Here is a 20583-nt window from a genome sequence, read left to right as displayed (position 1 = left end):
CGGTCCGATTGGGCCCGATTGCGTCCGGCGACCGCTTTTTTCGACCGCGCCCCGGGCGGCGCTCCGGCCTCGGGCCGCCATCCCCGCCGTAACCAGCAGAAAGGATTCGCTTGAAACTTCCGTACGAATGGCAGATCGGCTGGCGCTACACGCGCGCCGGCAAACGCACGACCGGCAACGGCTTCATTTCCTTCATCGCGCTCGTGTCGATGCTCGGGATCGCGCTCGGCGTCGCGGCGCTGATCGTCGTGCTGTCCGTGATGAACGGCTTCCAGAAGGAAGTGCGCGACCGCATGCTGTCGGTGCTCGCGCACGTCGAGGTGTTCTCGCCGACCGGCTCGATGCCCGACTGGCAACTGACCGCGCAGGAAGCGCGCCGCAATCCGTCGGTGACGGGCGCGGCGCCGTACGTCGACGCGCAGGCGCTGCTCACGCGCCAGGACGCGGTGAGCGGCGTGATGCTGCGCGGCGTCGAGCCGTCGCTCGAACCGCAGGTGTCGGACATCGGCAAGGACATGAAGGCGGGCCAGCTCGCCGCGCTCGTGCCCGGCCAGTTCGGCATCGTGCTCGGCGACGCGCTCGCCGGCAACCTCGGCGTGACGGTCGGCGACAAGGTCACGCTCGTCGCTCCCGAAGGCACGATCACGCCGGCCGGGATGATGCCGCGGCTCAAGCAGTTCACGGTCGTCGGCGTGTTCGAGTCGGGCCACTACGAATACGACAGCACGCTCGCGATGATCAACATCCGCGACGCGGAGGCGCTGTTCCGGATGGCCGCGCCGACCGGCGTGCGGCTGCGGCTCACCGACATGCAGAAGGCGCCGCAGGTCGCGGTCGAGCTGTCGCATACGCTGTCGGGCAGCCTGTACATCCGCGACTGGACCCAGCAGAACAAGACCTGGTTCTCGGCCGTGCAGATCGAGAAGCGGATGATGTTCATCATCCTCACGCTGATCATCGCGGTGGCAGCGTTCAACCTCGTGTCGTCGCTCGTGATGACGGTGACCAACAAGCAGGCCGACATCGCGATCCTGCGCACGCTCGGCGCGCAGCCGGGCTCGATCATGAAGATCTTCGTCGTGCAGGGCGTGACGATCGGCTTCGTCGGCACCGCATCGGGCGTCGCGCTCGGCTGCCTGATCGCGTGGAGCATTCCGTGGCTGATCCCGATGATCGAGCACCTGTTCGGCGTGCAGTTCCTGCCGCCGTCGGTGTACTTCATCAGCGAGCTGCCGTCCGAGCTCGTCGCGGGCGACGTCATCAAGATCGGCCTGATCGCGTTCGTGCTGTCGGCCGTCGCGACGCTCTATCCGAGCTGGCGCGGCGCGAAGGTGAAGCCGGCGGAGGCGCTGCGCTATGAATGATCGCGCGACCGCATTCGCGGATTCACGACAACCCATCAGACAGGACTCGGCAGGTATGCAGGAATACGTGCTTCAGGCGCGCGGGATCACGAAGGCGTTCGTGCAGGGCGGCTTCAACGTGCAGGTGCTCAACAACACCGAGCTGACGGTGCGGCGCGGCGAGAAGCTGGCGGTCGTCGGCGCGTCGGGCTCCGGCAAGAGCACGCTGCTGCACGTGCTGGGCGGCCTCGACGAACCGAGCGCGGGCGAAGTGTCGCTGCTCGGCAAGCCGTTTACGCAGCTCGCCGAGCGCGAGCGCAACGAGCTGCGCAACCGCGCGCTCGGCTTCGTCTACCAGTTCCATCACCTGCTGCCGGAATTCACCGCGCTCGACAACGTCGCGATGCCGCTGCGCATCCGCCGGATGACGACCGAGGACGCGCGCGCGCAGGCACAGGCGATGCTCGAACGTGTCGGTCTCGGCCCGCGTGCGAAGCACCGGCCGGGCGAGCTGTCGGGCGGCGAGCGGCAGCGCGTCGCGATCGCGCGCGCGCTGGTGACGAAGCCGGCCTGCGTGCTCGCCGACGAGCCGACCGGCAACCTCGACGGCACGACGGCCGATACCGTGTTCAACCTGATGCTCGAATTGTCCGAGACGCTCGAAACGAGCTTCGTGATCGTCACGCACGATCCCGAGCTCGCCGCGCGCTGCGACCGCATCATGCGCCTGCGCGACGGCGTGCTGCACGAGGAGCCGGCGCTGCCGGTGTGAACGAACGCCTCCGCCGTGCCGCCGGACGAGTCCCGGCGTTGCGGCGGGGCGCAGGAAAGCCGCCATGTGGATCGATACGCATTGCCATCTCGATGCCGCCGAATTCGACGCCGACCGCGACGCGGTCACGCAGGCGGCGCGTGCGGCCGGCGTGTCGCGCATCGTGATTCCGAGCATCGGGCGCGACAACTTCACGACCGTGCGCGAACTGGCGCAGCGCACGCCGGGCGCGGTCTATGCGCTCGGCATCCACCCGATGTATACGCCGCACGCACGCGACGAGGATCTCGACCGGCTGCGCATGGAGATCGAGGCGAGCCTCGACGATCCGCGCTTCGTCGCGATCGGCGAGATCGGGCTCGACTACTTCGTGCCGGGGCTCGACGAAGCGCGGCAGCAATTCTTCTACCAAGGGCAGCTCAAGCTCGCGCGGGAATTCGACCTGCCGGTGCTGTGCCACGTGCGCAAGTCGCAGGACCGCGTGCTCGCCGGGCTGCGCCGCTTCGGCGTGCGGCGCGGCATCGCGCATGCGTTCAACGGCAGTTTCCAGCAGGCCGACGCGTATCTCGCACAGGGGCTGCATCTCGGTTTCGGCGGCAACGTGACGTTCGGACGCGCGTTGCAGATCCGCCGGCTCGCCGCGCAGTTGCCGCTCGACGCGATCGTCGTCGAGACCGACGCGCCCGACATCGCGCCCGAATGGGCGTACAAGTCCCGCAATGCGCCCGACCAGGTGCCGCGCATCGGTGCCGTGCTCGCCGAGCTACGCGGGATCGACGCGCACGCGCTGTCCCTATCCACAACGGCTAACGCGCTCGCCGCGCTGCCGCGACTCGCCCTTTCGTCCGCATAATCGTTGCCGGAAGGCGCCGTCTCGACAGCGGCAGCGCCAGGTCGACGAGGAGGCGCGATGCGCGTGTGGTGGATCGCGTTCGCGCTCGGCGTCGTCGTGCTGCAGCGGCAGGCGGCGTTGCCGGGCGCGGGCGGCTGGGCAGGCGGGGCGGCGGTGCTGGCCGGTTGCGGCGCGCTGCTCGCATGGTGTGCGCGGCGCCGTCGAACCCGCGCGATCGTCGCGCTCCGGTGGGTGCTGTGCGGGTACGCCGCCGGTGCGATCGGATTCGGCTATGCGGCCGCGCGCGCCGAATGGCGGCTGCGTGACAGCCTGCCCGTCGAGCGGGAAGGGCGCAACATCGTCGTCACGGGCGTGATCCGCGGGTTGCCGGTGATCGACGACACCGGTGCGCGACTGCTGTTTGCCGTCGAATCGAACGATGCGGCGCTGGCCCGGTTTCCTCCCGTGATCCGGTTGTCGTGGCGCACGTACGGCGCGCCCGGAGCACGCGACGCGATGCCCGATTTGCGCGCCGCGCAGCGCTGGCGCCTCGTCGTGCGCCTGAAGCGTCCGCATGCCGAGGCGAATCCCGGCGTGCGAGACAGCGAGGCGGCATGGCTCGCCGCGGGCATTCGCGCGATCGGCTATGTGGTCGCGCCCGAGCGGGCGGAACTGCTCGACGCGCGTGCGTCGGGATGGCGCGCGTCGATCGATCGGCTGCGCGACGCGCTGCGTGCCCGTATCGGCGATGCGCTCGGCAGCGGCGCGCGCCATCACGGCATCGTGACCGCGCTCGCGGTCGGCGATCAATCCGGCATCGGCGACGACGCGTGGCGCGTGCTGCGCAATACGGGCACGAGTCATCTGGTCGCGATCTCCGGGCTGCACGTCGGGCTCGTCGGCGCGCTCGCCGGCGGGATCGCATCGATCGTCTGGCGGCGTCTGCGCTGGCGAGGACGTGCGGCGGCGCTGATGATTCCCGCGCCTTACGTGGCTTCGGTTGCCGCGCTGACGGCAGCCGCCGGCTATGCGGCGCTCGCCGGCTTCAACGTGCCGGCGCAGCGCGCATGGTGGATGATCGCGGCCGGTGCGGCCGCCTATCTGGCCGGACGCAGCGTGCCGACGTCCACGGTGCTGTGCGCGGCGCTCGGCGGCGTGCTGCTCGCCGATCCGTGGGCCGTGTTGTCCGCCGGGTTCTGGCTGTCGTTCGGCGCGGTCGCGGTGATCCTGATGGCGGTCGCGGGCTGGCGCGCGGTGCGCGAATTCGACGGGGGCGACAGGCGCGACAGCGGCGACGGTGCGGGGGATGGCACCGCCGCGGTCGACCGCTGGAGGTGGCTGCGAGCAGGGTGCGCGCGTACCGGGCGCCGAATCGCGGAGGCCACGCGCGTGCAGTACGCGGTGACGATCGGCCTCGCGCCGCTGACGGCAGCGTGGTTCGCGCAGATCTCGGTATCCGGCCCGTTCGGCAATGCGTTCGCGATCCCGTGGGTCAGTGCCGTCGTGACGCCGGTCGTGCTCGCCGGTATCGGGTTGCCCGCGCCGTTGGACGGCTATGCGTTCCGGCTCGCGCATGCGGCGCTCGAACCGATGATGGCGCTGCTGGGGCATCTCGCCGACTGGCCGGCCGGCGTATTCTGGCTGCGCATGCCCGACTGGCCGGTGTTGATGCTGGCGTGCATCGGCGTCGCATGGGTGTTGATGCCGCGCGGCTGGCCGCTGCGCTGGGCCGCGCCGATCACGTGGCTGCCGCTGCTTGTGCCGGCGCCGGATAAACCGCCGCCGGGCGGCTTCCGGCTGACCGTGCTCGACGTCGGGCAGGGCGCGTCGGTGCTGGTCGAGACCGCGCGCCGGACCTTGCTGTTCGATGCGGGGCCGGGGCCGGAGTCGACCCATGCCGGCCAGCGGATCGTTGCGCCGTCGTTGCGCTCGCGCGGAATCCGGACCGTCGATACGCTCGTGCTCAGTCATGCGGACGCCGATCACGCGGGCGGCGCGGCGGCCGTCTATGCGGCGGTCGAGGTGCGTCAGCTGCTTGCCGGCATCGCGCCGCGGCACCGGCTGTGGCGCGACGCGCAGGCGGCCGGCGTGACCGATCGGTTGCCTTGCGCGGCCGGGCAGCGGTGGAGCTGGGACGGTGTCGTGTTCACGATGCTGTGGCCGCCGCGCATGGAGGGGGCCGGTCCGTCGAACGAACAATCGTGCGTGCTGCGCATCGACGCGGTGGGCACGTCGGCCCTGCTGACGGGCGACATCGAGGCGCGCGCCGAGCGCCGCCTGGTGGCCGATGCGCGCGACGCGCTGGCCGCACAGATCCTCGTCGTGCCGCACCATGGCAGCCGCACGTCGTCGGTCGAGCCTTTCCTCGATTCGGTCGGGCCGCGCGTCGCGGTATTTCCTGTAGGCTATCGCAATCGCTTCGGGCATCCGCACCGGACGGTCCTCGCGCGCTACGAGGCGCGCGGGATTCCGCTGCCACGCACCGATCGCGACGGGGCCGTGCGGTTCGACGTCGCGCCGGCGGACGGCGGTTTTGCGTTCGAGCGTTATCGCGATGCGCAGCGACGGTACTGGATGGACCGGTGAGTTGGTGTGATGGCGCGCAGCAGGAACGAAGAGACCGGACACGTGCTGGAGCAGCGGAGCCCGCCGATCGCGAAGCATGGGGCGGGAGTAAGTGCTAAAGCACCAACTCCGGTCGACCGCGAAGCATGGGACGGGAGTAGGCGCTGAAGCGCCAGCTCCGGTCGACCGCGAAGCATGGGACAGGAGTAGGCGCTGAAGCGCCAACTCCCGTCGACCGCGAAGCATGGGACGGGAGTAAGCGCTAAAGCGCCAACTCCCGTCGACAAAGGAGACATTGGCGTTTGAAGGACATCCTCCACTTCTCGCACGCGAACGGTTTTCCGGCCTCGACGTACCGGACGATCTTCGCCGAGCTGGCAGACGACTACGACCTGCGTTACATCGAGCGCATCGGCCACGACCGCCGCTACCCGGTGACACGCGACTGGCCGCATCTCGTCGAGCAGCTGCTCGACGACATCGGCAGCCGCTACGAGCGCCCGGTCTGGCTCGTCGGCCATTCGCTCGGCGGCTACCTGTCGCTGATGGCCGCGCTGAAAAAACCGCACTGGGTGCGCGGCGTGGTGATGATCGATTCACCGATCATCGCGGGATGGCGCGCCGGCGCGCTGCGGGCGAGCCAGTGGGCCGGGCTCGACGAGCGGCTGTCGCCGGCGGCCGCGACGCGCAACCGGCGCACGCGCTGGGCGAGCCGCGACGAAGCCTGGCGGCACTTTCACGAGAAACCCGCGTTCGCGCGCTGGGACGAGCGGATGCTGTCGGACTACATCGACCACGGCATCCCGCAGGCGGGCGCCGACGGCGAACGCGCGCTCGCATTCGACCGGCAGGTCGAATACCTGATCTACCGGACGCTGCCGCACACGCTCGGCCCGCGGCTCGCGCACGGCGCGCCGGTGCCGCTCGGCTTTCTCGCCGGCACGCGCTCGCGCGAGGTGCGGCAGGTCGGGCTCGAGGCGACGCGCCGCGCCACGCGCGGGCGCATCGAATGGATCGAGGGCAGCCACCTGTTCCCGATGGAGCGGCCGATCGAGACGGCCCGCGCATTGCAGCGGATGCTGAATTCGCTGAAAACGGCGGAGGGCGGCGTGCCGCGCGACAGCGCAGCGCTCGCGAACAGCGCCTGACGCCTTGGTCCGGTGCTCCGCGTCCGGCGTGCGCGGTTGCACCGTCCGGCCGGCCGGTTCGCCCCGGCGCGCACGGCTGGCGCGGCACAGCACGAAAGGGCGGGATCATCGCGTCAATTGCTGAGAGAAGGGCGGGCTTTACGGTATAATCCGTTTTTCCCGCGAGCATCCAGCGATGACCAAATATGTTTTCGTCACCGGCGGCGTAGTTTCTTCCCTCGGCAAGGGTATTGCCGCCGCCTCTCTCGCCGCGATCCTCGAATCGCGCGGTCTGAAAGTCACCCTCCTCAAACTCGATCCCTACATCAACGTCGACCCCGGCACGATGAGCCCGTTCCAGCACGGCGAAGTGTTCGTGACGGAAGACGGAGCGGAGACCGACCTCGACCTCGGCCACTACGAGCGCTTCATCAGCACGAAGATGCGCAAGGCCAACAACTTCACGACCGGCCAGATCTACGAATCGGTGATCCGCAAGGAACGCCGCGGCGACTATCTCGGCAAGACCGTGCAGGTGATTCCGCACATCACGAACGAAATCCAGGCGTTCATCGAGCGCGGGGCGGCATCGGCCACCTGCGGCGAACCGGACGTCGCGATCGTCGAGATCGGCGGCACGGTCGGCGACATCGAGTCGCTGCCGTTCCTCGAGGCCGCGCGCCAGATGAGCCTGCGCCTCGGCCGCAATAGCGCGTGCTTCGTGCACCTGACGCTCGTGCCGTACGTCGCGACGGCCGGCGAACTGAAGACGAAGCCGACCCAGCACAGCGTGCAGAAGCTGCGCGAGATCGGCATCCTGCCGCACGTGCTGCTGTGCCGTGCGGACCGCCGCATCCCGGACGACGAATCGAAGAAGATCTCGATGTTCTCGAACGTGCCGGAAGACGCCGTGATCTCGGTGTGGGACGCCGACAGCATCTACAAGATTCCGCAGATGCTGCACGACCAGGGCCTCGACCGGATCATCTGCGAAGAGCTGAAGCTGTCGCCGAAGGACGCCGACCTGAGCATGTGGTCGGAACTCGTCGAGAAGCTGGAAAACCCGAAACACGAAGTGACGATCGGCATGGTCGGCAAGTACGTCGATCTGACCGAGTCGTACAAGTCGCTGATCGAGGCGCTGCGCCACGCATCGCTGCACACGTCGACCAAGGTCAACATCGAGTACATCGACTCGGAAGAGATCGAGACGAACGGTGTCGACAGCCTGAAGCATCTCGACGCCGTGCTGGTGCCGGGCGGTTTCGGCCGTCGCGGCACGGAAGGCAAGATCGCGGCGATCCGCTATGCGCGCGAGGCAAAGGTGCCGTACCTCGGCATCTGTCTCGGCATGCAGCTCGCGGTGATCGAATTCGCGCGCGACGTCGTCGGCCTGAAGCAGGCGAACAGCACGGAATTCGATCCGGAAACGCCGGAACGCGTGGTCGCGCTGATCACCGAGTGGCACGACCGCGAAGGCAAGGTCGAGACGCGCACCGAGGAATCCGATCTCGGCGGCACGATGCGCCTCGGCTCGCAACGCTGCCCGATCAAGCCCGGCACGATGGCCGAAGAGATCTATGGCAAGGACGTGAACGAGCGCCATCGCCACCGTTATGAAGTCAATAACCGCTTCGTGCCCCAGCTCGAAGCCGGCGGCCTTATCATCAGCGCCCGTACCCCGAGCGAGGATCTGCCGGAAATGATGGAGCTGCCGCGCTCGATGCACCCGTGGTTCGTCGGCGTCCAGTTCCACCCGGAATTCACGTCCACGCCGCGTGACGGTCATCCCCTCTTCAAGTCGTTCGTCGAAGCCGCGCTCGCCAACAAGCAAGCGCGCGGAGTGTAAAGCATGAAGCTGTGCGATTTCGAGGTCGGTCTCGACCAGCCTTTCTTCCTGATCGCGGGTACCTGCGTCGTCGAATCGGAGCAGATGACGATCGACACGGCGGGCCGCCTGAAGGAGATCTGCGAGAAGCTGAACGTCCCGTTCATCTACAAGTCGTCCTACGACAAGGCGAATCGCAGCTCGGGCAAGTCGTTTCGCGGCCTCGGAATGGACGAGGGCCTGCGGATCCTCGGCGAGGTGAAGCGCCAGCTCAGCCTGCCGGTGCTGACCGACGTGCATTCGATCGAGGAGATCGAGCAGGTCGCGTCGGTCGTCGACGTGCTGCAGACGCCCGCGTTCCTGTGCCGCCAGACCGACTTCATCCACGCGTGCGCACGCTCGGGCAAGCCCGTCAACATCAAGAAGGGCCAGTTCCTCGCGCCGCACGACATGAAGAACGTGATCGACAAGGCGCGCGACGCGGCGCGTGAAGCGGGGCTGTCGGAAGACCGCTTCATGGCGTGCGAGCGCGGCGTCTCGTTCGGCTACAACAACCTCGTGTCGGACATGCGCTCGCTCGCGATCATGCGCGAGACGCACGCGCCGGTCGTGTTCGATGCGACCCACTCGGTGCAGCTGCCGGGCGGGCAGGGCACGAGCTCGGGCGGCCAGCGCGAATTCGTTCCGGTGCTCGCGCGTGCGGCGGTCGCGACGGGTGTCGCGGGCCTCTTCATGGAAACGCATCCGAATCCGGCCGAAGCGAAGTCGGACGGCCCGAACGCGGTGCCGCTGAACCGGATGGGCGCGCTGCTGGAGACCCTCGTCACGCTCGACCAGGCGGTGAAGCGCAATCCGTTCCTGGAAAACGATTTCAACTAAAGATCGAATGAACCATGCGACGGCTTCGCGCGTCAGTAGCGTAAGCAATGTCGGCGCGCATGCCGTCGCAGTTTGAAGAATCCATCGTCATTCTCAGAGGAAACCCATGAGTGCAATCGTAGATATCATCGGCCGCGAGATTCTGGATTCGCGCGGCAACCCCACCGTCGAATGCGACGTGCTGCTCGAATCGGGCACGATGGGCCGCGCGGCGGTGCCGTCGGGCGCGTCCACCGGCTCGCGTGAAGCGATCGAACTGCGCGACGGCGAAGCCGGCCGCTACAACGGCAAGGGCGTGCTGAAAGCGGTCGAGCACATCAACACCGAAATCTCCGAAGCCATCATGGGCCTCGACGCGTCGGAACAGGCGTTCCTCGACAAGACGCTGCTCGAGCTGGACGGCACCGACAACAAGTCGCGCCTCGGCGCGAACGCGATGCTGGCCGTGTCGATGGCCGTCGCGAAGGCAGCGGCTGAAGAAGCCGGCCTGCCGCTGTACCGCTACTTCGGCGGCTCGGGTGCGATGCAGCTGCCGGTCCCGATGATGAACATCGTCAACGGCGGCGCGCACGCGAACAACAGCCTCGACATCCAGGAATTCATGATCGTCCCGGTGAGCCAGCCGACGTTCCGTGAAGCCCTGCGTTGCGGCGCGGAAGTGTTCCACGCACTGAAGAAGATCCTGAGCGACCGCGGCATGAGCACGGCAGTCGGCGACGAAGGCGGCTTCGCGCCGAACTTCGGCAGCAACGACGAGTGCCTGTCGACGATCCTGCAGGCGATCGAGAAGGCCGGCTACCGTGCGGGCGAAGACGTGCTGCTCGCGCTCGACTGCGCGGCCTCCGAGTTCTACCACGACGGCAAGTACCAGCTCGCGGGCGAAGGCCTGCAACTGTCGTCGGCCGAATTCACCGACTACCTCGCGACGCTCGCCGACAAGTTCCCGATCGTGTCGATCGAAGACGGCATGCACGAAGGCGACTGGGACGGCTGGAAGCTGCTGACCGAGCGCCTCGGCAAGAAGGTGCAGCTCGTCGGCGACGACCTGTTCGTCACGAACACGCGCATCCTGAAGGAAGGCATCGAGAAGGGCATCGCGAACTCGATCCTCATCAAGATCAACCAGATCGGTACGCTGACCGAAACGTTCGCGGCAATCGAAATGGCGAAGCGCGCGGGCTACACGGCCGTGATCTCGCACCGCTCGGGCGAAACGGAAGATTCGACGATCGCGGACATCGCGGTCGGCCTGAACGCCGGTCAGATCAAGACGGGTTCGCTGTCGCGCAGCGACCGCATCTCGAAGTACAACCAGCTGCTGCGCATCGAGGAAGATCTCGGCGACATCGCGAGCTACCCGGGCAAATCGGCTTTCTATAACCTGCGCTAACGCGCTACTATCGGGTTCGTCATCTCGACGCCGCTCTGTGCATGTCGCGCGGAGCGGCGCTTCTTATATCTGCGTCTCTTACATGCGGCTTGTCACTGTCGTCCTGATTGCCTTGCTGGCGCTCATTCAGTACCCCCTATGGTGGGGACACGGCGGCTGGTTGCGGGTGCACGAATTGCGCCAGCAGCTCGGCGATCAGCTGCAGAAGAACGCGGACGAGAAGCTGCGCAATGAACGGATCGCGGGCGAAGTGCAGGATCTGCAGGGCGGTACTGCGGCCATCGAGGAGCGCGCGCGCTACGAGATGGGCATGGTGAAGGATGGCGAAGTGTTCGTGCAGTTCGTATCGCCGAACGCGCCGGCCAGCCCGCTGAACAACACGCCGTCGAGCACGTCGACGCGCGGTACCGTGTCCGCGGCACCCGTGCGTGTCGTGCCGAACCCGCAGTCGATCGCGAAACCGTCGCGGCATCACGGCGGCGAGAAGGGCAAGGCCGCGCATCACTGAGCGCGGGAGTCCGAACCATTGAAAAAGCGCGGGAAATGCCGCGCTTTTTTATTTCCTGTCAGTCGTCAATCGGGTCGGTCGACGCGATGTCGCGTCACCACCACCAGCCCGGGTAACCGTAGCCATAGCCGATGCCGGTGCCCCACCGGTTGCCCCAACCACCGCCGTAATAGCCGCCGTAGACGGTCACGGGTGGCGGCGAGTAATAGGACCACGCGCGCGCGGCGGCCTCGGCCGCCATCGCGTCGTTCTGCTCGCGCAGCACCTGCCGGTCGATCTCGTCGTAGCGTTTGCGCTCCGCGCTCGACAGGGCGGGCGGCCGGCCGCCCGACGCGCCTGGCTCGGGCAGGCGGCTCAGGATCGTCGACGTAGGCGGCTGCACCGCGCAGCCGGCGAGGGCCAGCGTGCCGGCTGCGACACTGGCCAGGACGAGAGTGCGGAACGGGCGATTCATGAGTTTCTCCAGCAGCGCGCCGCAGTGCAAAGCGGCTTGCGCCGAAGGCGGAACCTGCGGCGCGTGAGCCGTACGGGCGACGCTCGTGCGTCATTATGCGCCCGCGCCCGCATCGCGGGCACGGACGCGCGGCTCGCTCAGTGACGCTGGTCGGTCGCGGGCGTGATGCCGGTCGCGAGTTCCGGCGCGGCGAACAACTGCGCGACGTCGACGGGATCGAATTCGTAGCGCTGGTTGCAGAACTCGCAGTGGATCTCGACGTGACCGCGCTCGACGATCACGCTGTCGACTTCGTCGCGGCCGAGCATGCGCAGCATCGCGCCGACCTTCTCGCGCGAGCACGAGCACTGGAAACGCGTCCCGGCCGGGTCGAAGTGCTGCACGTTTTCCTGCCAGAACAGCCGGCGGAACACGACTTCCGGTTCGACCTCGAGCAACTCCTTGGCGGACAGCGTGCCGCCGAGCGTGCAGACGCGCTCCCAGGTGTCGGCGTCGGTCTCGGCGTTGCGCGGCACGATGCCGCCGTCGCCCGGCAGCTTCTGCAGCAGCATGCCGACCGCGCGGTCGCGATCGGCCGCGAGCCACAGCCGCGTGTCGAGCTGCTCCGAGTGGTGCATGTAGTGCTCGAGCACCTGCGACACCGATTCGAGCGGGCCGTCGACGCCGTTCAGCGGCACGATGCCCTGGTACGGCTGCTGGCCCGGCAGCTTCTCGGCCGGGTCGAGCGTGATCACGCAGCGGCCGTGACCGCTGGCGTTGACGAGCGACGCGAAGTGCATGTCGTCGCCGATCGTCTGCGCCGCGTCGCCGGCGAACTTGGCCGTGGCGCGCATCGACAGGTCCGAGCCGCACTGGACGACCAGCATCTGGACCGGCCCGTCGCCGAAGATCTGCATGATCAGGGTGCCGTGAAATTTCAGGTTCGCCGACAGCAGCGCACACGCGGCCATCATCTCGCCGAGCACCGTGCGCACCGGGGCAGGGTAGTCACGGCGGGAAAGCACCTCTTGCCACGTGTTGCGCAGCGACACGATCTCGCCGCGCACGGGTGCCGAATTGAACATGAATTTCTGTAACTGGTCGCTCACTCTTCTTCCTTGAAATCCGCGCGAATCAGCCGATCCGCACGAGTTGCTCCTTGAAATGCGCACGCCGCTCGACGTACGTCTTCGCATTTGCGCGCAGCCGCGCGATGTCGTCTGCCGACAGCTCGCGCACGACTTTCGCCGGGGCGCCGAGAATCAGCGAATTGTCCGGGAACGTCTTGCCTTCCGTCACGACCGCGCCGGCACCGACCAGACAGTTGCGGCCGATCACCGCTCCATTCAAGACCACCGCCTGAATCCCGATCAGCGAACCCTCGCCGATCGTGCACCCGTGCAGCATCGCCTGGTGCCCGATCGTCACGTTTTCGGCAATCGTCAGCGGAAAGCCGGGGTCCGTATGCAGGACCGCGCCTTCCTGGACATTGCTGCCGGTGCCGACCGTGATCGTCTCGTTGTCGCCGCGAATCGTCGCGCCGAACCAGACGCTCGCGTTTTCCTCCAGCACGACCTTGCCGATGATGGCCGCCGTATCGGCGACGAATACGCTTTCGTGGATCGTCGGGGCCGTCTCGCCCAGTTTGTAGATCGTCACGGAGTCTCCTGGTCTCTTCGATGATGGGCGCCGGTAGAATGGCGCGTCTGGCGTGCCGGGCGCGTTGCGTGACGGCACAAACGCTTATTGTAAACCGTCGCGTGCCTGCGCTCCCGCGATGCGCGCGGATGGTGCCCCCGTTTGATGAGCATGCAGCCTTCTTCCCTTACCGCGGCGCCGCGTTGCGTGCGCCGCGCCGCACTCGACGCGCTGCGGATCTCCGAGCCGGCCGCGAAGGCCTCGCAGGTCCGTGCGCTGTATGACGCGCTGCTGGCCGGACGGGCCGCGATCGCGCCGGCGCTCGGCCTGGACGAGCCGGCCGACCTGCCCGGCCGTCCGGCGCGCCCGCCGCTCGTCGAGCCGCGCCAGCTCGAGCGCCGCAGCATGCGCTCGCCCGCGGGGCGCGCGGTGTTGCTGCACGCGCTCGCGCATATCGAATTCAACGCGATCAACCTCGCACTCGACGCCGTGTGGCGCTTCGCCGGCATGCCCGACGCGTTCTACGCGGACTGGCTGAAGGTCGCGGCCGAGGAGGCCTATCACTTCACGCTGCTGTCCGACCGGCTGGCCGGGTTCGGGCATGCGTACGGCGATTTCCCCGCGCACAACGGGCTGTGGGAGATGTGCGAGCGGACCAAGGCCGATGTGCTCGCGCGGATGGCGCTCGTGCCGCGCACCCTCGAGGCGCGCGGGCTCGACGCGTCGCCGCCGATCCGTGCGCGGCTCGTGCAGGCGGGCGACGACGCGTCCGCGGCGATCCTCGACGTGATCCTGCGCGACGAGATCGGCCATGTCGCGATCGGGAACCGCTGGTTCCGGCACTTGTGCGACGCCGCCGGCCGCGATCCGGTTCCCACCTACCGCGAGCTTGCCGAGCAGTACCATGCGCCGCGGCTGCGCGGCCCGTTCAATTTCGACGCGCGCCGCACCGCGGGATTCGAGCAGGCGGAGCTGGACGAACTCGCCGCGCAGGACGTGCCGGACGGCCCGGCGGCGGGTTAGGGCGAGCGGGCGCCGCCGGCTCCAGACGGGCGGGCGAACGCTGCCGCCGGCTGGCCACACGGGCCGCTCGGCGGCATTTCCGTGGCAGCCGATGCGCCGGACACGTACCGTCGGCTCACCGTCGCTAGAGCGCAGCCTCGACTGCCGGGCGCCGGAACGGAAGTGCCATCGCTATAATCGAACGACCATTCTTTTTTTGGCGACTGCAATGAATGCCTCGAGTTCTGTTTCCGATTTCGTCACCGTCCGCGGCGTCAAGCTGCATGTGCGGCGCTGGGGCCGGCCCGATGCGCCGACGCTGTTCATGCTGCACGGCTGGATGGACGTCGCGGCATCGTTCCAGTTCGTCGTCGACGCGCTCGCGGGCGACTGGCAGGTGATCGCGCCGGATGCGCGCGGCTTCGGCCTGTCCGACTGGCCGGTCGCGCGGCAGGGCGGCGGTCATTACTGGTTCCACGAGTACCTGGGCGATCTCGACGCGCTGGTCGATCACTATGCGCCGACCGGCGAAGTCAACCTGGTCGGGCACAGCATGGGGGCGAACGTCGTGTGCCTGTACGCGGGCGCGCGGCCGGAGCGCGTGCGGCGCGTGGTCGACCTCGAAGGGTTCGGGCTCGCCCCCGCACGGGCCGAGCAGGCGCCGCGCCGGCTGCGCGGCTGGCTCGACGAGCTGCGCGAGCCCCCGGCGCTGCGCCCGTACGCGTCGCTCGACGACGTGGCGGCCCGGCTGACCAAGACCAATCCGCGGCTCGATCCGCGCCGCGCGGCGTTCCTCGCCGCGCACTGGTCGAAGCGCGACGACGACGGCCTGTATCACCTGCTGGCGGACCCCGCGCACAAGATGGCGGGCCCGCAGTTGTACCGGCTCGACGAGGTGATGGCCGTCTGGAAGCAGGTGCGCGCGAAGGTGCTGCACGTCGAGGCCATCAATTCGCCGACGCTCGCCTACATCGCGGGCGACATCCCGCTGCCCGAGTTCAAGGCGCGCTTCGGCGCGTTCCCCGACTGGCGCGAAAAGCTCGTCGAGGATGCCGGCCACATGGTCCATCACGACCAGCCGGAGCAGGTCGCGGCGCTGATCGAGGCGTTCTGCGCATAGGCCGGCGGCGGCAGCGGCGGGGCAGGCGGGCGGCGCATTTGCCGCATTGCAGTAGAATGAAGCTTCACCTGCCATACCGACAATGAACGCTGATCTCCACTGCCATTCGAATGTTTCCGACGGGTTGCTGTCGCCTGCCGACGTCGCGCGCCGCGCCCATGCCGGCGGCGTGACCCTGTGGGCGCTGACCGACCACGACGAGATCGGCGGCCAGGCGGCGGCGCGCAGCGAGGCGGAAGCGCTCGGCATGCGCTACCTGAGCGGCGTCGAGATTTCGGTCACGTGGGCGTCGCGCACCGTGCACATCGTCGGGCTGCACATCGATCCGTCGAACCCGGCGCTCGTCGACGGCCTGTACCGCACGCGCCACGGCCGTGCGGCCCGTGCGCGGGCGATCGCCGCGCAGCTCGAGACGCTCGGCATCCCCGGCGCGTACGAAGGCGCGCTGAAGTACGTGTCGAATCCCGACCTGATCTCGCGCACCCACTTCGCGCGTTTCCTGGTCGAGAACGGCCATGCCGCATCGACGTCCGACGTGTTCGACCGCCTGCTCGGCGACGGCAAGCCGGGGTTCGTTCCGCACCGCTGGGCGACGCTGTCCGACGCCGTCGCATGGATTCGCGCGGCGGGCGGGGAGGCCGTGGTCGCACACCCGGGCCGCTACCGCTATACGCCGGTCGAATTCGACGCATTCTTCGGCGAATTCATCGATCTCGGCGGCCGGGCGATCGAGGTCATCACGGGCAGCCACACGCCCGACCAATACCGCGAATACGCGGACGTCGCGCGCCGCTTCGGCTTCGAGGTGTCGCGCGGTTCGGATTTCCATGCGCCGGGCGAGGGCCGCGTCGAACTCGGCAGCCTGCCGCCGTTGCCGCCCGACCTGAAACCGGTCTGGGAGCGCTGGCTCTGACGCGTCGCGGCCGCTTGCCGTTCGCCGTTCGCGCTGCCGGCGAGGCGCGCATCCGACTTCTCCCTCTTTACGTGTCCCCATGTCCCAGTTCTTCAGGATTCATCCGGATAATCCGCAGCCGCGCCTGATCAAGCAGGCCGCGGACATCGTCAGCAAGGGCGGCGTGATCGCAATGCCGACCGATTCGAGCTACGCGCTCGCGTGCCACCTCGACGACAAGGACGCGGTCGAGCGCGTGCGCCGCATCCGCGGCCTCGACGAGAAGCAGCACCTGTCGCTGCTCGTGCGCGACCTGTCGGAACTGGCCAACTTCGCGATGGTGGACAACCGTCAGTACCGGCAGATCAAGTCGGTGACGCCGGGCCCGTACGTGTTCATCCTGCAGGCAACCAAGGAAGTGCCGCGCCGGCTGTCGCATCCGTCGCGCAAGACGATCGGGCTGCGCGTGCCCGATCACGCGATCACGCTCGCGCTGCTCGAGTCGCTGGGCCAGCCGCTGCTCGGCACGACGCTGATCCTGCCGCCGGACGACGAGCCGCTGAACGATCCCGACGACATCCGCGCGCGGCTCGAGAAGCAGGTCGATCTCGTGATCGACGGCGGCGCGTGTCCGCGCGAGCCGTCGACGGTGATCGACCTGACGGGCGACGCGCCGCAGCTCGTGCGCGCGGGGCGCGGCGCGCTCGAACCGTTCGGGCTGTCGGCCGCGTAAGCGCCATTCATTTTTGCGCGAGTGCGCTTGTTACAATAACGCGATATGGACGCTTCCCTGATTCAGACCATCGCCGTCTACGCGCTGCCCGTGATCTTCGCGATCACGCTGCACGAGGCTGCGCACGGCTATGCCGCGCGCCTGCTCGGCGACAACACCGCCTACATGATGGGGCGCGTGTCGTTCAACCCGATGCGCCACATCGATCCGCTCGGCACGATCGCGATTCCGCTCGTGATGTATTTCCTGACCGGCGGCGCTTTCCTGTTCGGCTATGCGAAGCCGGTACCGGTATCGTTCGGCAACCTGCGCGATCCGCGCTGGGGCAGCCTGTGGGTTGCGCTCGCGGGTCCGGCCTGCAACTTCGTGCAGGCGCTGGTCTGGGGCGTGCTGACCATCGTGCTGCCCGCGGCCGGCATCGACGAGCCGTTCTTCACGCGGATGGCCTATGCGGGCGTCAGCGCGAACCTGGTGCTCGGCGTGCTGAACCTGTTTCCGCTGCCGCCGCTTGACGGCGGCCGTATCCTTGCGGCACTGCTGCCGCCGAAGCAATCGATCGCGCTGTCGCGCATCGAGCCGTACGGTTTCATCATCGTCCTCGTGCTGGTCACGACGGGCGTGCTGACGAATTTCTGGCTGCGCCCGCTCGTGAACGCCGCGGCCGGCGTGCTGAGCGCCATCCTGTCTCCCTTCGCCTCGCTTTTCTAACGACAATCATGTTCCCAGATCGTATTTTCTCCGGCATGCGACCCACCGGGTCGCTGCACCTCGGCCACTACCACGGCGTGCTGAAAAACTGGGTGAAGCTGCAGTCCGAGTACCCGTGCTTCTTCTGCGTGGTCGACTGGCATGCGCTGACGACGCACTACGAAACGCCCGAGGTCATCGAGAAGAACGTGTGGGACGTGCTGATCGACTGGCTCGCGTCCGGCATCGATCCGGCGCAGGCGACGCTGTTCATCCAGAGCAAGGTGCCCGAGCATGCGGAGCTCGCGCTGCTGCTCGGCATGAGCACGCCGCTCGGCTGGCTCGAACGCGTGCCGACCTACAAGGAGCAGATGGAGAAGCTGAAGGACAAGGACCTGTCGACCTACGGCTTCCTCGGCTACCCGGTGCTGATGGCGGCCGATATCCTGCTGTATCGCGGCTCGCTCGTGCCGGTCGGTGAAGACCAGGTGCCGCACGTCGAGATGACGCGCGAGATCGCGCGCCGCTTCAACTACCTGTACGGCCGCGAGCCGGGCTTCGAGGAGAAGGCGCTCGAGGCCGCGAAGAAGCTCGGCGGCAAGCGCGCGAAGCTCTATCACGAACTGCGCAACGCGTACCAGCAGGAGGGCGACGACGAGGCGCTCGAACAGGCGCGTGCGATGCTGCAGGAGTCGCAAAGCCTGTCGATGAGCGACCGCGAGCGCCTGTTCGGCTATCTCGAAGGCGCGCGCAAGATCATCCTGGTCGAGCCGCAGGCGCTTTTGACCGAAGCGTCGCGGATGCCGGGCCTCGACGGCCAGAAGATGTCGAAGTCGTACGGCAACACGATCGGCCTGCGCGAGGACGCGGAGACGATCACGAAGAAGGTCCGCACGATGCCGACCGATCCGGCGCGCGTGCGCCGCACCGATCCGGGTGATCCCGACAAGTGCCCGGTGTGGCAGCTGCATCAGGTCTATACGGACGAAGCGACGCACCAGTGGGTGCAGAGCGGCTGCCGCTCGGCGGGTATCGGCTGCCTCGACTGCAAGCAGCCGGTCGTCGAAGGGATCCTGCGCGAACAGCAGCCGATGCTCGAGCGCGCACAGAAGTACATGGACGATCCGTCGCTGCTGCGCGCGATCGTCGCGGACGGCTGCGACAAGGCGCGCAAGCACGCGGTCGAGACGATGCGCGACGTGCGCGAGGCGATGGGCCTGTCGTACACCTGACCTGACGGCATGCGCGAACCCGTCATTGCCGCCGCGGGCGGCCACGTCGCCCAGACCGAGCCGTCGCGCTGGGTCAGCCGGTGGTCGCGGCTCGTCCCGGCGGGCGGCGCGGTGCTCGATGTCGCCGCGGGCGGCGGCCGCCATGCGCGCTGGTTTGCGTCGCACGGGCATCCGGTCGTCGCGCTCGACCGCGATCCGGCCGCGCTGGCCGCATTGCGCGCGATTCCCGGCGTCGACGCGCGCGACGCCGATCTCGAGGGCGCGCCCTGGCCGCTGCCGGCCGGCGCGTCGTTCGCGGCGGTGATCGTCACCCATTATTTGCATCGTCCGCTCTGGCCCCATCTGCTTGATGCGGTGGCGCCGGGCGGCGTGCTGATCTACGAAACCTTCGCGCAAGGAAACGAAACGGTCGGCAAACCGTCCAATCCCGCGTTCCTGCTCGCCCCGGGCGAGCTGCTGGACGCGGTGCGCGGCCGCCTGCGGGTGGTCGCGTACGAGGACGGATTCGTCGCCGCGCCGCGCGAGGCGTTCGTGCAGCGCATCTGCGCGGTACGCGAGGGCGCGACCCCGACGGCGGGGGCGGGAATTCCACGTTACGAACTGCCCGGCTAATCCGCTACAATCTCAACGTTTACCGGTACATCAATCAATCGCGTTTCATGGCTAACGGCACCCAAGACGGCATTCAAATCCGCGGCAGCATCCCCGCGATCGTCACCCCGATGCTCGAAGACGGCAGTCTCGACCTGCCGGCGTTTCGCAAACTGATCGACTGGCACATCGCGGAAGGCACCGACGCACTCGTCGTGGTCGGCACGAGCGGCGAGTCGGCAACGCTCAACGTCGAAGAGCACATCCTGATGATCCGCACGGCGGTCGAGCATGCGGCGAAGCGCATCCCGATCATCGCGGGCGCAGGCGGCAATTCGACCGCCGAGGCGATCGAACTGACGAAGCACGCGAAGGCCGTCGGCGCCGACGCGACGCTGCAGGTCGTGCCGTACTACAACAAGCCCACGCAGGAAGGGATGTACCGGCACTTCAAGGCGATCGCCGAAGCGGTCGACCTGCCGGTGATCCTGTACAACGTGCCGGGCCGCACCGTCGCGGACATGGCGCACGAGACGACGCTGCGCCTCGCGCAGGTGCCGGGCATCATCGGCGTGAAGGAAGCGACCGGCAACATCGATCGCGCCGCGCACCTGATCAAGGCCGCGCCGAAGCATTTCGCGATCTACAGCGGCGACGATCCGACCGCGATCGCGCTGATGCTGCTCGGCGGCCACGGCAACATCTCGGTGACGGCGAACGTCGCGCCGCGCGCGATGAGCGACCTGTGCCGTGCGGCGCTGGCTGGCGACGTCGCAACGGCGCGCGAGCTGCACATGAAGCTGCTGTCGCTGCACAAGAACCTGTTCATCGAGGCAAACCCGATTCCGGTGAAGTGGGCGCTGCAGGCGATGGGCAAGATGCAGGGCGGCATCCGCCTGCCGCTTACGCCGCTCGACGAGCGCTGCCACGATGTCGTACGTTCGGCCCTCGTCGAGGCCGGCGTCCTCGCCTGAGGCTCAGGCGGCCGCGTCCTGCGGCCGCCGGCTCGAC

General features: G+C 68.1%; 20 protein-coding genes. 17 read left to right on the top strand and 3 right to left on the bottom strand.

The window, feature by feature from the left end; genetic code table 11:
- Positions 1 to 110 precede the first annotated feature (110 nt).
- From DIE17_RS26405 to ftsB, 9 genes are all read left to right on the top strand, one after another.
- The gene (locus DIE17_RS26405; RefSeq protein WP_044848183.1) at positions 111 to 1364 is read left to right on the top strand and encodes a lipoprotein-releasing ABC transporter permease subunit; all 1254 of its coding nucleotides are present in this window, start codon (positions 111 to 113) and stop codon (positions 1362 to 1364) included.
- Positions 1357 to 2115 (top strand): lipoprotein-releasing ABC transporter ATP-binding protein LolD, encoded by a 759-nt coding sequence (gene lolD, locus DIE17_RS26400; RefSeq protein WP_081051465.1) that lies wholly within the window; start codon positions 1357 to 1359, stop codon positions 2113 to 2115. Before DIE17_RS26405 ends, lolD begins: the two co-directional genes overlap by 8 nt.
- A gap of 64 nt (positions 2116 to 2179) precedes the next feature.
- Positions 2180 to 2968, top strand: a complete 789-nt coding sequence (locus DIE17_RS26395) for a TatD family hydrolase (RefSeq protein WP_044848181.1) — start codon at positions 2180 to 2182, stop codon at positions 2966 to 2968.
- A 57-nt stretch (positions 2969 to 3025) separates the two neighbouring features.
- Positions 3026 to 5533 (top strand): DNA internalization-related competence protein ComEC/Rec2, encoded by a 2508-nt coding sequence (locus DIE17_RS26390; protein ID WP_124522141.1) that lies wholly within the window; start codon positions 3026 to 3028, stop codon positions 5531 to 5533.
- A gap of 281 nt (positions 5534 to 5814) precedes the next feature.
- The gene (locus DIE17_RS26385; protein ID WP_124522139.1) at positions 5815 to 6660 is read left to right on the top strand and encodes an alpha/beta fold hydrolase; all 846 of its coding nucleotides are present in this window, start codon (positions 5815 to 5817) and stop codon (positions 6658 to 6660) included.
- Positions 6661 to 6835: 175 nt separating this feature from the next.
- Positions 6836 to 8488, top strand: a complete 1653-nt coding sequence (locus DIE17_RS26380; protein ID WP_124488302.1) for a CTP synthase — start codon at positions 6836 to 6838, stop codon at positions 8486 to 8488.
- Positions 8489 to 8491: 3 nt separating this feature from the next.
- On the top strand, positions 8492 to 9346 hold the full coding sequence (gene kdsA / locus DIE17_RS26375) for a 3-deoxy-8-phosphooctulonate synthase (protein WP_124522137.1): 855 nt from the start codon (positions 8492 to 8494) through the stop codon (positions 9344 to 9346).
- A 106-nt stretch (positions 9347 to 9452) separates the two neighbouring features.
- Positions 9453 to 10736, top strand: a complete 1284-nt coding sequence (gene eno, locus DIE17_RS26370; protein WP_011885396.1) for a phosphopyruvate hydratase — start codon at positions 9453 to 9455, stop codon at positions 10734 to 10736.
- A gap of 82 nt (positions 10737 to 10818) precedes the next feature.
- The gene (gene ftsB, locus DIE17_RS26365; RefSeq protein WP_044848176.1) at positions 10819 to 11244 is read left to right on the top strand and encodes a cell division protein FtsB; all 426 of its coding nucleotides are present in this window, start codon (positions 10819 to 10821) and stop codon (positions 11242 to 11244) included.
- Between the two features lie 94 nt (positions 11245 to 11338).
- Here the strand turns inward: ftsB and DIE17_RS26360 are convergent, their stop codons facing one another.
- The 3 genes from DIE17_RS26360 to DIE17_RS26350 all read right to left on the bottom strand — a co-directional run bounded on the left by DIE17_RS26360 (position 11339) and on the right by DIE17_RS26350 (position 13336).
- Positions 11339 to 11698, bottom strand: coding sequence for a hypothetical protein (locus DIE17_RS26360; protein WP_124522135.1), 360 nt, complete (start codon positions 11696 to 11698; stop codon positions 11339 to 11341).
- 137 nt (positions 11699 to 11835) lie between these two features.
- Positions 11836 to 12786, bottom strand: a complete 951-nt coding sequence (gene hslO / locus DIE17_RS26355) for an Hsp33 family molecular chaperone HslO (protein WP_124488299.1) — start codon at positions 12784 to 12786, stop codon at positions 11836 to 11838.
- A 25-nt stretch (positions 12787 to 12811) separates the two neighbouring features.
- Positions 12812 to 13336, bottom strand: a complete 525-nt coding sequence (locus tag DIE17_RS26350; RefSeq protein ID WP_057925213.1) for a gamma carbonic anhydrase family protein — start codon at positions 13334 to 13336, stop codon at positions 12812 to 12814.
- A 144-nt stretch (positions 13337 to 13480) separates the two neighbouring features.
- Here DIE17_RS26350 and DIE17_RS26345 point away from each other — a divergent pair, with 144 nt between their 5' ends.
- The 8 genes from DIE17_RS26345 to dapA all read left to right on the top strand — a co-directional run bounded on the left by DIE17_RS26345 (position 13481) and on the right by dapA (position 20546).
- On the top strand, positions 13481 to 14338 hold the full coding sequence (locus DIE17_RS26345; RefSeq protein WP_124488298.1) for a ferritin-like domain-containing protein: 858 nt from the start codon (positions 13481 to 13483) through the stop codon (positions 14336 to 14338).
- Between the two features lie 208 nt (positions 14339 to 14546).
- Positions 14547 to 15437: an alpha/beta fold hydrolase gene (locus DIE17_RS26340; protein ID WP_124522133.1), complete on the top strand. Its 891-nt coding sequence runs from the start codon at positions 14547 to 14549 to the stop codon at positions 15435 to 15437.
- Positions 15438 to 15519: 82 nt separating this feature from the next.
- Entirely contained in the window at positions 15520 to 16350 is an 831-nt protein-coding gene (locus tag DIE17_RS26335; RefSeq protein ID WP_124488296.1) for a 3',5'-nucleoside bisphosphate phosphatase, read from the top strand.
- A gap of 79 nt (positions 16351 to 16429) precedes the next feature.
- Complete coding sequence (locus DIE17_RS26330) at positions 16430 to 17062, top strand: L-threonylcarbamoyladenylate synthase (protein ID WP_124522131.1); 633 nt, start codon at positions 16430 to 16432, stop codon at positions 17060 to 17062.
- A 45-nt stretch (positions 17063 to 17107) separates the two neighbouring features.
- Positions 17108 to 17770: a site-2 protease family protein gene (locus DIE17_RS26325; RefSeq protein ID WP_044847994.1), complete on the top strand. Its 663-nt coding sequence runs from the start codon at positions 17108 to 17110 to the stop codon at positions 17768 to 17770.
- A gap of 8 nt (positions 17771 to 17778) precedes the next feature.
- Positions 17779 to 18981: a tryptophan--tRNA ligase gene (locus tag DIE17_RS26320; RefSeq protein ID WP_044847993.1), complete on the top strand. Its 1203-nt coding sequence runs from the start codon at positions 17779 to 17781 to the stop codon at positions 18979 to 18981.
- A gap of 9 nt (positions 18982 to 18990) precedes the next feature.
- The gene (locus DIE17_RS26315; protein WP_124522129.1) at positions 18991 to 19593 is read left to right on the top strand and encodes a bifunctional 2-polyprenyl-6-hydroxyphenol methylase/3-demethylubiquinol 3-O-methyltransferase UbiG; all 603 of its coding nucleotides are present in this window, start codon (positions 18991 to 18993) and stop codon (positions 19591 to 19593) included.
- Between the two features lie 47 nt (positions 19594 to 19640).
- The gene (gene dapA, locus DIE17_RS26310; RefSeq protein ID WP_044847991.1) at positions 19641 to 20546 is read left to right on the top strand and encodes a 4-hydroxy-tetrahydrodipicolinate synthase; all 906 of its coding nucleotides are present in this window, start codon (positions 19641 to 19643) and stop codon (positions 20544 to 20546) included.
- The last annotated feature ends 37 nt before the right edge of the window (positions 20547 to 20583 follow it).

Origin of the sequence: Burkholderia sp. Bp9099, assembly GCF_003857805.1 — a bacterium.
In the GTDB taxonomy this organism is placed as follows: domain Bacteria; phylum Pseudomonadota; class Gammaproteobacteria; order Burkholderiales; family Burkholderiaceae; genus Burkholderia.
This window is presented reverse-complemented; position numbering and strand designations above follow the sequence as displayed.

Excerpts from the sequence above, each read along its gene's own strand:
- lolD (WP_081051465.1), top strand. The coding sequence starts at position 1,357 with ATGAATGATCGCGCGACCGCATTCGCGGATTCACGACAACCCATCAGA.
- DIE17_RS26395 (WP_044848181.1), top strand. The coding sequence starts at position 2,180 with ATGTGGATCGATACGCATTGCCATCTCGATGCCGCCGAATTCGACGCC.
- DIE17_RS26390 (WP_124522141.1), top strand. The coding sequence starts at position 3,026 with ATGCGCGTGTGGTGGATCGCGTTCGCGCTCGGCGTCGTCGTGCTGCAG.
- DIE17_RS26380 (WP_124488302.1), top strand. The coding sequence starts at position 6,836 with ATGACCAAATATGTTTTCGTCACCGGCGGCGTAGTTTCTTCCCTCGGC.
- kdsA (WP_124522137.1), top strand. The coding sequence starts at position 8,492 with ATGAAGCTGTGCGATTTCGAGGTCGGTCTCGACCAGCCTTTCTTCCTG.
- eno (WP_011885396.1), top strand. The coding sequence starts at position 9,453 with ATGAGTGCAATCGTAGATATCATCGGCCGCGAGATTCTGGATTCGCGC.
- ftsB (WP_044848176.1), top strand. The coding sequence starts at position 10,819 with ATGCGGCTTGTCACTGTCGTCCTGATTGCCTTGCTGGCGCTCATTCAG.
- DIE17_RS26360 (WP_124522135.1), bottom strand. The coding sequence starts at position 11,698 with ATGAATCGCCCGTTCCGCACTCTCGTCCTGGCCAGTGTCGCAGCCGGC.
- DIE17_RS26345 (WP_124488298.1), top strand. The coding sequence starts at position 13,481 with ATGAGCATGCAGCCTTCTTCCCTTACCGCGGCGCCGCGTTGCGTGCGC.
- DIE17_RS26340 (WP_124522133.1), top strand. The coding sequence starts at position 14,547 with ATGAATGCCTCGAGTTCTGTTTCCGATTTCGTCACCGTCCGCGGCGTC.
- DIE17_RS26335 (WP_124488296.1), top strand. The coding sequence starts at position 15,520 with ATGAACGCTGATCTCCACTGCCATTCGAATGTTTCCGACGGGTTGCTG.
- DIE17_RS26330 (WP_124522131.1), top strand. The coding sequence starts at position 16,430 with ATGTCCCAGTTCTTCAGGATTCATCCGGATAATCCGCAGCCGCGCCTG.
- DIE17_RS26325 (WP_044847994.1), top strand. The coding sequence starts at position 17,108 with ATGGACGCTTCCCTGATTCAGACCATCGCCGTCTACGCGCTGCCCGTG.
- DIE17_RS26320 (WP_044847993.1), top strand. The coding sequence starts at position 17,779 with ATGTTCCCAGATCGTATTTTCTCCGGCATGCGACCCACCGGGTCGCTG.
- DIE17_RS26315 (WP_124522129.1), top strand. The coding sequence starts at position 18,991 with ATGCGCGAACCCGTCATTGCCGCCGCGGGCGGCCACGTCGCCCAGACC.
- dapA (WP_044847991.1), top strand. The coding sequence starts at position 19,641 with ATGGCTAACGGCACCCAAGACGGCATTCAAATCCGCGGCAGCATCCCC.